Origin of the sequence: Psychrobacter sp. FME5, from assembly GCF_014861375.1 — a bacterium.
Lineage (GTDB): Bacteria > Pseudomonadota > Gammaproteobacteria > Pseudomonadales > Moraxellaceae > Psychrobacter.
Map to the genome: position 1 here is coordinate 18,968 of NZ_RRYX01000012.1, position 13,455 is coordinate 32,422.

At 42.9% G+C, this 13,455-nt stretch carries 9 protein-coding genes; all 9 read right to left on the reverse strand.

The window, feature by feature from the left end:
* Positions 1-139: 139 nt before the first annotated feature.
* The 9 genes from EI161_RS03330 to EI161_RS03370 all read right to left on the reverse strand — a co-directional run bounded on the left by EI161_RS03330 (position 140) and on the right by EI161_RS03370 (position 13,174).
* Positions 140-2,749 (reverse strand): AAA family ATPase, encoded by a 2,610-nt coding sequence (locus tag EI161_RS03330; RefSeq protein WP_192528999.1) that lies wholly within the window; start codon positions 2,747-2,749, stop codon positions 140-142.
* A gap of 612 nt (positions 2,750-3,361) precedes the next feature.
* Positions 3,362-3,769, reverse strand: a complete 408-nt coding sequence (locus tag EI161_RS03335) for an ATP-dependent Clp protease adaptor ClpS (RefSeq protein ID WP_192522469.1) — start codon at positions 3,767-3,769, stop codon at positions 3,362-3,364.
* Positions 3,770-3,917: 148 nt separating this feature from the next.
* Entirely contained in the window at positions 3,918-4,784 is an 867-nt protein-coding gene (locus tag EI161_RS03340) for a hypothetical protein (protein ID WP_192522468.1), read from the reverse strand.
* 103 nt (positions 4,785-4,887) lie between these two features.
* On the reverse strand, positions 4,888-5,955 hold the full coding sequence (argC, locus tag EI161_RS03345) for an N-acetyl-gamma-glutamyl-phosphate reductase (RefSeq protein ID WP_192522467.1): 1,068 nt from the start codon (positions 5,953-5,955) through the stop codon (positions 4,888-4,890).
* A 55-nt stretch (positions 5,956-6,010) separates the two neighbouring features.
* Positions 6,011-7,147 (reverse strand): uroporphyrinogen decarboxylase, encoded by a 1,137-nt coding sequence (hemE, locus tag EI161_RS03350; RefSeq protein WP_192522466.1) that lies wholly within the window; start codon positions 7,145-7,147, stop codon positions 6,011-6,013.
* A 235-nt stretch (positions 7,148-7,382) separates the two neighbouring features.
* A complete protein-coding gene (gene proB, locus EI161_RS03355; protein ID WP_192522465.1) occupies positions 7,383-8,555 on the reverse strand; it encodes a glutamate 5-kinase in 1,173 nt (390 codons plus the stop codon).
* Between the two features lie 70 nt (positions 8,556-8,625).
* Positions 8,626-9,849: an Obg family GTPase CgtA gene (gene cgtA / locus EI161_RS03360; protein WP_192522464.1), complete on the reverse strand. Its 1,224-nt coding sequence runs from the start codon at positions 9,847-9,849 to the stop codon at positions 8,626-8,628.
* A 331-nt stretch (positions 9,850-10,180) separates the two neighbouring features.
* The gene (locus EI161_RS03365; protein ID WP_192522463.1) at positions 10,181-11,626 is read right to left on the reverse strand and encodes a glyceraldehyde-3-phosphate dehydrogenase; all 1,446 of its coding nucleotides are present in this window, start codon (positions 11,624-11,626) and stop codon (positions 10,181-10,183) included.
* A 354-nt stretch (positions 11,627-11,980) separates the two neighbouring features.
* Entirely contained in the window at positions 11,981-13,174 is a 1,194-nt protein-coding gene (locus EI161_RS03370) for a lipocalin family protein (protein ID WP_192522462.1), read from the reverse strand.
* Between the last annotated feature and the right edge of the window lie 281 nt (positions 13,175-13,455).

Here is a 13,455-nt window from a genome sequence, read left to right on the forward strand (position 1 = left end):
ATGTCCTGTTTTATTTGTTATAGGAGAAGAGAATATCTTATATTAGTACATCACGACTCATCTTAAAACGAATGGTAGCAATAAAAAAACGGCTACCGTAATAATAGGATAACCGTTTTTATAACACATAGGCTAAAAATTAGCTGGCTAATGATTCAGAGTCTGGCTGGGGCTCGTGAGTTTCAACGACCGTCAAGACAATACGACTGTCCGCTGATCCTTTATCAGAAGCCTTATAATCCGTCTTGCCACTATTTTTCTCAAGCTTAACAGACTCACCGTCTTGCTCATTTGCTTCTTCAGGCTCCAAGGTTAAATGCACAACGCCACCATTAACCAAGTCACCAAATAAAATCATACCGGCCAATGGCTTTTTGATTTCATCTTGAATCAAACGCTGCATTGGACGTGCGCCCATTAGACGGTCATAACCTTTTTCAGCCAAGTAATCACGGACATCATCATCGATCTCTAAGGTCACTTGCTTATCATCTAGCTGGACTTGTAGCTCAACCAAGAATTTATCGACTACAGATACAACGACTGACGTATCAAGAGGATTAAACTGGATAATCGCATCGAGACGGTTACGGAATTCAGGGGTAAAGACACGTTTGAGCGATTCAGTATTGTCACGGCTATGATCTTGCTGAGTAAAGCCCATAGACGAGCGGCTGATACTCTCAGCACCGACGTTGGTGGTCATAATGACAATCACTTGCTTAAAGACAGCAACCCGACCATTATTATCGGTCAACGTACCGTGGTCCATCACTTGTAGCAACAAGTTAAAGACATCGGGATGCGCTTTTTCGATTTCATCAAACAATACGACACAATGTGGATGCTGATTGATTTTTTCGGTCAACAAACCACCTTGATCATAGCCAACATAGCCTGGGGGTGCACCAATCAAACGTGAAGCAGTATGCGCTTCCATATACTCTGACATGTCAAAGCGTACTAGCTCAACGCCCAGTAGGTTTGCCAACTGACGTGAAACTTCTGTTTTACCCACGCCTGTAGGCCCAGCAAACATAAATGAACCGATAGGCTTATCTGGTGCTTTTAGACCCGCACGCGATAGCTTAATCGCATCGGCTAAAGTTTCAATTGCCTCATCTTGACCAAACACTAAATGTTTAAGATCACGATCTAAGTGTTCAAGAATGCTCTTATCATCACTCGATACTGATTTGGGTGGAATACGCGCAAGCTTGGCAACAATCGCTTCAATGTCTGCCACATCGATTTTCATCGGTGGTTTCTTTTTGGTTTTCGACACTTTTGACTTATCATCTGACTCACTATCTAACTTGGCACGGTCATCGGCTTTTGCCGTATTGGCCTCATCCCGCATCTCGTTATCAATAGCTTCATTACCTACAGTGCTATCAGCATTATCGCTATCAACACCTTCTTCGTCAGCATCAATCTGTGTATCAAAATCTTGCTCTAAATCAGCAATAAAGCTTTGTTCTGCATCGATATCATCCGCATCAGGAATCACGCCTAAGCGCTTATAAGCACCCGCTTCATCAATGACATCAATCGCCTTGTCTGGTAAAAAGCGCTCATGAATATGTTTGGCTGATAATTGAACGGCAGTTACCAAGGCCTCATCAGTATATTCAACATTATGGAACTCTTCGTAACGTGGTTTGAGACCGCGTAAAATATCGATGCTGTCATCGACACTAGGTTCTTTGACATCAATTTTCTGGAAACGGCGTGACAATGCATGATCTTTTTCAAAAACCTGACGATACTCGGTAAATGTCGTAGAACCAATACAACGCAGCTCGCCATTAGCAAGTGCGGGCTTAATCAAGTTTGATACATCCATATTACTACTCATCGACGACCCTGCGCCAATAATCATATGAATCTCATCAATGAACAAAATTGCATTGGGCTTTTTCTTGAGTGCATCGAGCAGTGATTTCATGCGTTTTTCAAAATCACCACGATACTTAGTGCCAGCAATCAACGAACCAATATCAAGACTATAAATCACACAGCCATTCAGCGGCTTTGGTGCTTTTTCATTGATAATCAACCATGCTAGACCTTCAGCGATTGAAGTCTTACCCACACCAGGCTCACCGACCAACAACGGATTGTTTTTGCGGCGGCGACACAGAACTTGTGCAGCGCGCTCAATTTCAGGACCGCGGCCGATCAATGGGTCGGTTTTGCCTTCAGCCGCGCGCTGATTTAAGTTGGTTGCAAACTCGACTAATGGGTCTTTACTGGTTTTTTCTGAGGCACTGCGGCGCTCACCCGTCATAGAAACTCGTGGCTCAGATGATTCGTCTTTATCTTGACCATGTGATAGATATTGGGTCAGCTCAAGGCGGCTAATGCCCTGCTTTTTAAGCAAATAAACCGCATAAGTATCATGCTCTGAAAACATAGAGACCAAAATATCTGAACCTTCGACGAGGCGACCACCACCAATAGACTGTACATGGAAAATAGCGCGTTGCAGGATACGATCAAAGCTTTGGGTTGGCTGCGGCGACTGCTCTGTATCTACGTCGACTGTTGGTGTGTGCTTGTTGATATAGGCCTCAAGCTCGCTACGCAGCGTTGAAACATTAGCATTACAGGCAGTCAATGTATTTGCCGCATGGGTGTTTTCTAATAAGGCCAGTAATAGATGTTCAACAGTGAGATACTCATGCGATTTTTGACGCGCAAGTGTCATTGCTAAACGTAAAGAAACTTCAAGATGACGACTTAACATAACGACTTCCTACGGTTATACCTATCTTTATAATTGATAGCTTTATGAATGAGTTAGTAAGTAAATCAGGGCGATAGATGGATTGTTCAAGGGCAATAATTTATTATTAAGAGACATTACTAAATGACCACATCCATGACTTGAGTGTTGTTTTCAGCTTTTCTTTATCTCAACACGATACTTGAGAAGAGTCAATCTATTAACGCAGTCTAAAATGTATCAAAGCATGCTGCTTATCGATAAGCACAGAAATAACAGTATATTAGGGCTGGGCAAATAAAAGAGAGGTTGGCAGTAAAATAATGAACGAAGATATAGATGATAGACAACACACGCTTCAAACAACTATTTGACGGTGTAGTATAATATGTGGGGCTTCTTTGTAGAAAAATCAAGGTTGAAACAATAACCATCGACATCGTTTAAGAGAAGTTTTTTAGGCAATTATTGGCTAAAAATATCTGCCAGGCTCACGCTATAAGGGTGATATTCATAACATATGCAGACGGTTTGAAAGGGTAAAACAGAGAAAGCTGTAAAGCAGAAGAATTAAAAATCGAGCCTAGAACCTAGCATTACAATCAAGAAAACCTCATAATCAAGAAGACCCTGCTACTCACCTTGGTGTGGTTCTATTTGAGTTAATAATGGATAGCCTTCACGATGAGCCAGACTGTTTACTTTCTTGGCTTTGGTTTCCGCAATATCCTTAGGATAAATACCCGCAATACCCTTATTGCTATGATGAATCGTCAACATAATCTCAACCGCAGAATCCATACTATGACGGAATTCTGACTGTAAAATATAGACGACAAACTCCATCGGCGTATAGTTATCATTGTACATAATAACGGCATACATTGGCGGCTTGGCCACTTCTGGCTCTGCCACCAATACATCTGCTTGTGGCGACGTTTCGCCATCTGTATCACCGTCTTGCGCACGGTGAGCAGGCATATTTGGGAAGTGCCAATCAGATACGGCTGGCATCGCTTGTAGGTTTTTTTGTTTTATCATAGTTAGAATACAAATTAATAAGTATATTTATAATAGGATAAAGCGCTATTAAAATAGATTGGCAGAAATAATACTAAGATTGGTTGGACATCGCGGTTCTAGATCATCAAAAGCTATAGACTGTCAGAGCCAACAACCATTAAAACGACTAAGGCGCAATCGGGCTTTCATCGACTTCTGGTAAGTCTAAAAGCGAGAGCGGCATATTATCAACTCGATCACCGAGTTTCCAATCATACAGCTGTTCTATCTTTTTCCCACCAGCTTGCAAGCTGATTTTTGCTTGTAGCGGCTTAAAGCCTGACGGCATCGTAAAGCGGCCGCGAATACGGACGATACCTTCAATCGTATAAGAGGAAGGATCTAGCGGTACTTCTACAAAATCATCATCGTTGAGCAATGTTAGTACTGGTGTTAGGCGCTTGGCTTTACCATCTTCACTAAGCATCGCAATATCAAAACCATATTCGAACGCATTTTCAGGCAAGGGTTGAATTTTGGCACCCAATATATGTAATGGCATACCACCCTTTTCACTCAGAAATTCAGCATATAGCTCATTGAGCTGTGAGACTTGTTTGTTTTCCACTGTCAGTTCTTGCTGATTTTCACGAAGCTCATCCAGATTCGCCAAACTAATGGCCAGCTCTTGTTTAGCAGTGCTGGCTTGATTAGTCGCGATTTTATTACTGATCCGTAAGTCCTCAAGCTCTTGGACGGCCTCGCTACTATTAATCATTGCTTGCTTGGTTTCGGTTTCTATGGAATGAAATCCGCGCTGATAGCCGATTTTATGTCCAAATATCAACCCCACCACTGCGGTCACTAATATGGCCACAACAAACAGTGCCAATACCAGCGTAGACGCCCCTCGTTGTGTGCTACTAATATTATTGACTAAGCGATCACATTCTTTAGGAGAATACAGTCTACGTCCCACATTATCTGGAACAGAAGCCTGACACGATAAACGTGCTGGCCGTGAGCAAAAGCGTAGTACGAGCTTAACACGCATCTAGACAGTATCTCTTAACAGGAAGGGCAAGTTATTATAGCGGAATTCATAATCAATACCTAGCGCCATAAATATGAAGGATTTTTTCCTTAGTAAATCTCTCTTAAGGAACGATAGGCGCAAAATTTAGCCCCATTGATTCATCGAAACCAAACATTACATTCATATTCTGCACTGCTTGTCCCGCTGCCCCTTTCACCAAATTGTCTTGAACAACGATAACCGTCAGCTCAGCGCGTTCATTGTCTTGATGAACAGCAATACGCAACCGATTACTGGCCCGCACGCTGCGCGTATCTGGGTAGATACCCTTTGGCATCACATCAACGAACAGCTCTGACCTATAGGCATTTTCAAACGCTTGCTGCCAATCAATAGCAGCCCCAGCATCCGTTAGCTCCATATGAATAGAGCTAAGCATGCCACGTATCATCGGCACCAGATGCGGTAAAAAACGAATACGATGGGTGAATTTACTATCCAATAACTGCGCAACGCCTTGCTCAATTTCGGGCAGGTGCCGATGGCCTTCAACGCTATATGCTTTGAAATTGTCTGTGGATTCAGCATAATTAAGTGCAAGCTTGGCTTGACGTCCAGCACCAGAAACACCAGATTTTGCATCGATAACGATACGCGATTCAACAAGCTGTACGGCTTGTTTATTTTGCGCCTCTATAATCGGTTTTAAGCCCAAAATAGCAGTGGTTGGATAACAACCAGGGTTACCAACGACTAAAGCATCAGCAAGCTTATCACGATTGATTTCAGGTAAACCATATACAGCTGTTTTTAGCAGCTCAGGACAAGCATGTGACTGTTGATACCAGTGCTCAAAATCCGTCAATGATTGCAGACGAAAATCAGCAGCAAGATCAATGACTTTGACGCCTGCTTGCGTCAGCGCTTCAGCCTGCTTCATTGCCACGCCATGCGGTGTCGCAAAAAACACCACATCGCACTTTTGCAGCGCTGCAAGCGTATCATCACCCAAGTCGCTAAAAACAATATCTGAGATACCGCGTAAGCTTGGAAATATCTCATCAGCTCGTGTACCCGCTTCACTACGCGAGGTTAGCAAATCAATAGATACCTCAGGATGAGCAGATAATAAGCGAATGAGCTCAATACCTGTATAACCTGTGCCACCGACAATCGCTGCTGAAATCATAAGACATCCTTTTTTCTGTTACTTAGTAAACATCTGGCTTTATAGATTATAAGCTTTAGATTTTATAATCATGTACCGCATCGATAAATACTTTGGCATTATCAGGGTTGACCCACTGGGTAATACCATGACCTAAGTTTGCGATGTAGCCAGTCTTTTCGCCATTCGCATAAGCGCTATCGAGCATCGCGTTTACTTCAGCACGGATAGTCGCAGGTGAACCATATAAAGTCGCTGGATCCAAGTTACCTTGAATGGCTTTGCTACTTTGTAGTTTTTTATGTTGTTTGGTCAATTGGCGCTGACTTTCTGTCAATACTTGGCGGGCACGATCGATCGGCATTGTCCAGTCTAGACCCAAAACGTCTGCTTCACTATCCGCTTGCACATCTAACCAAACGCCACCACCTTTGGTAAATAATACCACCGGTATTTCAGGATGACGTACTTTTAGCTCAGCGACAATACGCTTGTTATAAGCGTGAGAGAAATCGATAAACTGACGATGGGCTAACGCGCCGCCCCAGCTATCAAATATCTGTAATATTTGAGCACCAGCAACCACTTGCGCATCCAAATAATCAATGACAGACGTTGCTAATTTATCTAGTAATTGATGTAAAAACTCAGGATTGCTATATAAGAAGCCTTTAGTATAACGATAGTCTTTTGAGCTGCCACCTTCAATCATATAAGTGGCGAGTGTCCACGGACTACCAGAAAAACCAAATAGCGGTACCTGTCCATTTAGCGCGGTACGAATGCTGGTCACCGCACGCATGACATAATCAAGAGAGTCATTGACATCCAGCACAGGCAATCTATCCAAATCTGCTTGCTTACGAATAGGATGCTTAAACTTCGGTCCTTCCCCAGTTTCAAAATATAAGCCCAACCCCATAGCATCAGGAATGGTCAAAATATCACTGAATAAAATAGCCGCGTCCAAATCCATACGACGTAACGGCTGCAAAGTCACTTCAGTGGCACGTGCGGTATCTTTACACAGACTCATAAAATCACCTGCTTCAGCGCGAGTGGCTTTATACTCTGGTAAATAACGACCCGCTTGACGCATCATCCATACAGGCGTGGTATCTATTGGCTCAAAGCGGAGTGCCCGTAGCAATCTGTCGTTTTTTAGAGGCGCAAAGTTCTGCTCAAGCGCACTATTATTGTCTGAAGCACTCATGTACAAATCTCCAAAGCAGCACTGTATTTAATAAATATATAAACAGTACCGGATAAAATAAATTGAATAAGGGAATACTAAACGCTAATAACTTATAGGCCGCGACAGCTAAACTTTATGTTAACTGTCATTGACCAAATAAAACTTGAGACTAGGTAAAGGTATGTCGTTAGGGCATATCCTCACTCTGAACGAAGCCAGCTAAATGGGCTAAAAATGAGGACACACCCTAGTATTATACCGTTAACGCTAAATTATCTCGGTGTACCATGACCACACGCTCTTCATTACTGCCAAGGATTTTATCGAACTGCTCGGTACGCTCACGCGCAACGCGCGACGCATCACGAGAGGAGAAATTAACCTGACCGACCGCTAAACGCTCACCCGTATCTTGATGAATAATTTCTACCACATCACCTTCATCAAAATTACCGCGTACATCTACTACGCCGACTGGTAACAAGCTTTTGTTGTGTTCAGCCACCGCTTTAGCAGCCCCTGCATCCACAATAAGCGCGCCTTCCATGCGCAGATGCGCAGCGATCCACTGTTTGCGGGCGATTATTTTGTCTTCATCATTGGTTGTGAGCAACGTCCCGACCGCTTCACCTGATACCACACGAGTGATGACATCTTCGATAGCACCACTGACGATGACTGTTGGACAGCCGCCCATAGCAGCGAGGCGACCAGCACGGATTTTGGTCAGCATACCGCCGCGACCAAGCTTACCGCCGTCGCCTGCAATATCAAATAAATAGTCTTCCATCGCCCGTTCTTGACGAATCATTTTGGCATTAGGGTCGTTGCGAGGGTCCCCTGTAAACACACCTTCTTGATCGGTTAAGATAATGTATAAGTCAGCATTAACCATCGCTGCTACCATCGCGCCTAAGGTGTCATTGTCGCCAAACTTAATCTCATCGATAGTGATGGTGTCATTTTCATTAATCACTGGCAGTACATGCCATTCTAACAGCTGAGTTAACGCACTGGTGGTATTCAAGTAACGGCTGCGGTTAGATAAGTCGTCATGGGTGAGTAACAACTGCGAGCTTTGAATACCGTGCTGAATAAGTGCTGACCACCACGTCTCAATCAAGCCCATCTGGCCGATAGAGGCACAAGCCTGTAGAGCAGCCAACTTCTTCGGTCGCTCATCTAAGTTCATACGTACCACGCCTTCAGCGACTGAACCGGAGGATACTAATAGTACTTCAACCCCTTGCTTATGCAGCTCTGCAATCTGTTTTGCCCACCCATAAATGGCAGTTCGATCCAGCCCTCGGCCGTTATTGGTTAGTAACGATGAGCCAATCTTGACAATAACGCGCTGAATATCAAAGTTACGAGTTTGCTTAACAAACCTTGCTTCTTCTGTCGTGTTCTCTATGTCAACTGCCATATAAACTCCTGTTGCTAATGTAAATTGATTAAGGGGATTAATTTAAAAATACGCACAAGCATCTATCAACTTAAGGGACGTAAACCACTTCAACGCCATCTTCATCATCATCACGATCATCATCTAGACTGGCGTCGTCGGTTAAGTCTAACCCTTCGCGTTGTGCTTTGCGAGCCGCACGATAGGCTTCACGCTGTGCTTCAGTATTAAGACGCACTTCTGCTTCTAAACGTTCAAAGCGTTCTTGTTGTGCTTCAGCGAAAATAGGATCTTCTAATTCACGTTCGCGTTCAAGTTCAATTTCGTTCATCAAATGATATTTGACCGCGTCGACGCCTTCGCCTGTCAGGGTTGCGGTGCGAAAGACAATACCTGTCCAGCCAAGTTCCGCGACAATATGGGTACAAAGTGCATTCAAATCTTCGTCAGCGACCTGATCGATTTTATTTAATACTAAAATCTGTGGCAAGTTGGCCAACTCAGGTGAAAAACGCTCAAGCTCATTTAAAATAACGCGGGCATTTTCTACTGGATCGCTGCCATCGACAGGTTTTACATCGACTAAGTGTAACAGACGGCGAGTACGAGCGACATGCTTTAAGAAGCGAATGCCCAGTCCAGCCCCTTCTGATGCGCCTTCAATTAGTCCAGGAATATCAGCCATAACAAATGAGCGATGGCGACCGATATCGACCACTCCTAAATTAGGTACTAGGGTAGTAAATGGATAGTCGGCAACTTTTGGCTTAGCCGCAGAAACTTGGCGGATAAAGGTAGATTTACCCGCATTTGGCAAACCAACCAAACCCACGTCAGCTACTACTTTTAGCTCAAACTTAAGAATCTTTATTTCACCTTCAAACCCTGATGTGGCTTTGCGTGGTGCCTGATTGGTAGAGCTTTTAAAGTGAGTGTTACCCAGACCACCATCACCACCTTTGGCAATCAGTAATGTCTGATCAATCTCAATCAAATCACCCAAGACTTCATCTGTTTCAGTATCAACCACGGTCGTACCAATAGGTACCGATAAGTAAATATCATCAGAGGCTTTACCTGAACAGTTCTTACTATGACCGTTCTCACCGCGCATCGCGTCATAGCGGCGCGTATAGCGATAGTCAACTAAGGTGTTGGTGTTATCATCTGCAATGACGTACACATCACCGCCACTACCACCATCACCACCATCGGGGCCACCGCGCGGGACGTACTTTTCTCGGCGAAAACTGGCGATTCCGTTACCACCGTCACCTGCTTTTACCGTTACGACGGCTTCATCAATAAATCGCATTTCTTACGTTCCTTTATTTACACTCTGGTTTATAAGCCATAATTGAGATCATCGACCGCGTTTTAAGCCTATAGTTATCTTTTAAATAGCTATCTTTTAAAAATCTTAAAGATTTATCTCTATATTTTATTGCATCATTGCTTTCATGATGACAATAACACCCGATAACCAATCGGACTATCGGGTGCTGTCTATCCTAACTTTAAACTGTATTACTTTCAAAATCACATTTATCTATAAATGCTGTAACTGACCTTTAAGAATTGGCTCTTAAGAAATAACTCTTTTCATAAGAGTACGGTTAAAAAGTCGATACGGCTTTATAGAAGTTTTAAGCTGGAATCTGAGTATAACTGATACCGGCCATTTGCGTCGCCAAACGCAATACTTGTGTACTATAGCCTACTTCGTTGTCATACCAAATATAAACAATAGCATGATTATCAGTCAAAATAGTGGCTTGTGCGTCTACGATACCCACATGAGTGTCGCCGACAAAATCGGTTGATACCGCTTCTGTAGAATCGGTATATGCAATTTGTGTTTGCCACTGGCTGCTATTAGAAATTTTACGCATAAAATCATTTAGCGCGTCGGCACTGTCTGGGGCTGTTTTCAGATTCAAATTCAAAATCGCCAAGCTAACGTTTGGCGTTGGCACACGAATAGCATTACCCGTCAACTTACCGCTAAGCTCTGGTAGTGCTTTACCCACTGCTTTTGCCGCACCAGTACTAGTAATGACCATATTCAATACGGCACTACGACCACGGCGATCGGCTTTATGGTAGTTATCAATGAGGTTTTGATCATTGGTAAACGAGTGAATCGTTTCGACGTGACCGTTTTCGATACCGTACTCGTCATTTAATACTTTAAGCGTTGGGGTAATCGCGTTGGTAGTACAGCTCGCTGCACTAACGATCGTATCATCACCAACCGTATCGTTATTCACACCATACACGACGTTTTTGATATCGCCGCCAGCAGGTGCGGTTAATAGTACTTTTTTCACACCAGTAGATTGCAAATGCTTACCAAGGCCCGCTTCGTCTTTCCAGATACCCGTATTATCCACCACGAGTGCATCGTTAATACCATAAGCGCTATAATCGATATCGCTTGGATCGTTGGCATAGATAACTTGCACAAAACGACCGTTAATAATTAAACCATTGTTTTTATCATCAACAACTACGCCACCGGCGAAGCTGCCATGAATCGAATCACGCTCTAGCAATGAGGCACGTTTGGCTAAATCGCCTGCGGCAGCTGGACGTACGACGATGGCCTTTAATTGTAAGCCTTTCGAGCTTGAGGCTTGCGACAGCAACAGACGCGTTAAGATACGACCAATACGGCCAAATCCGTATAGCACTACATCTGTGGCACCATTGATAGACGCTTTAGTATTATCGATAGATTGTAATGCTGCTTGAATATCACTGTCATTGGCGATCAGCTGGCCCACATCGATACGAGTGGCTTGAAGGTCTTTGTTTTCTGCCAAAACTTTGACCATCGCTAGCGTATCAGCGATATCGATAGATTTTGCGCCTTGCTCACGTAGTGCTACTTTTTGATGCAATGCCAATATTTGACCAACAGAGGTGGTATCTAGCATGTCACCGAATAAAGTCACTTGCACGTCTTGCTCATTATAGAGCTTGTTCAATAGACCCATTAGCTCAATCGCTTGTTGCTCTTGATTGTTATAATTGCTCAAGTGGTCTTGATGTAATTGGCGTAAGGTATCAGCGTTGCTCACGAGAAACATCCTTATGGTCAGTAATGTATGATCAGTAAAGTATAAAGAGAGTTAAATTAGATAGGTATATGTGGTCTAAGCAGTCACTCTAGTGTGCCAACCAGACACTAACGGTGCTGGTTATTCGCAATAGAGTATTTAGATCGTCTAGATTTTAGCTTAAAACGGCCTATTTTGCTAGTGATAACCGAACTGCTAATACTTATATGGGATTTAATGGCAATATACCAGTGATTGTAAAAAACATCAGTGATGATAAAAAGTGATGATAAAAAATAAAGGCAGCCAATGATGCTGCCATCTTATTTATGCATTTCCACTTTATGCATATCCACATTAAAAATAAGTATTAAGCATCAATCATTAAGGAATCAGACTGACCGTTTGATTGGTTTGCGGGGTTAACTTAAATTCTTTTAATTCATAGCCTTGCTGCTGTGCAACTTGACGATATTTGGCATAAGTTTTTTGACTGATATTTGGCGAGCGCGACAATAACCATAGATAGTCTTTATCCGGCGTCCCTACCAAAGCAGTTTTGTAATCAGGGTCGCGTGCCAATACCCAATAGTCGGCGCGACCGACTGGTATCCAGCGAATCCATGACGGCAAAAACGTGACTTTCAGCTTACTACCGGTGTCGTCAGCTGGCTTCGCTAAACCCTCAGCAACAATACCAGAACCGTCTTTATCTGCACACTTATTGGTAACGATAATACCTGAGCCATCCGTTTTTTCGGTGTAATTAGCCGTGACGTCACTGGCGCAGTTACGCTGAAAATACATCGGTAAGCGACCTATCTCATACCACGTACCAGCGTATTTTTTGAGATCAACACTATCAACTGTGGTTGGCGTATTTGCAGACTTATGAATAATAGTGCTAGGGTCAACAGACAGCGTTTCTACTGTGGTGGTATTATTAGTAGGGGCAGCCGTTGGTTGAACGGGTGGCGTTGCCGCGTAAGCTGAAAATGCGGCTAACGGTATAATAATCGCTAAGGCAATACCCGTATGCTTGATAAGGCCATTCATAAATACGCGTTCCGGTATCTCTTTATATGATGAGAGGGTGTTTTGTTCAGAATCCTGTTTTTCAAAGGCCTCTTTTTCAGTGCCATGCTTTTGAGTGCTGTGTTTTAAAGCGTCTGTCTGATCATTCAAAAACTCTGACATTAGCGGTTGGTTTTTGACAGGTTTCTGTGGTTTTTTATACCCACCCGCACTGCTATCGTTTGTGTCATCAAAGCCATTTATATCGCTATACTTCAAGTCGTCATTTTCTGCATTATCATGATCAATCATAGCAGACTCTTTTATTTTCACAGGACTTTTAGCGGCGCTTTTGTAGCCAAAGCAACTGTCTTGCAAGGAGATGTTTTTTGAGCATTCATCGTTCGAGCTTTCATGGTTGTAGCTAGCATCGTTGCTAGCATAGCTTGTCTGCGGCTTACTATCATTTGGATAATAGCTGCTCGACTGGCTGGTCCGCATAGGTTGAGAACCAGCTTCCTGTGAATCAGACCATGCTGATTGAGGTAACTTATTGGTTTTCATAGGAATACCATTGTTAATAGTGTTGTTAAAATTTATTATACATGCCTTCAATATGATTCAACTTTCTATGCATTATCAATTTTAAAATCAATTCAAAACCACACTTTCAATATGAAAGCTAATGCGACGAAAAATTAAATTTTATCTAATAGAGCAGCTTTCTCTTTTTACAAGGTTTTTACAAGCAATTCACTTATAAAAAGCAGAGTAGATACTCTTTAATTCGATAATATATATTAAGGGCAACTCGACTATTAAAACAGTGTCGCAATGTAGGAAAA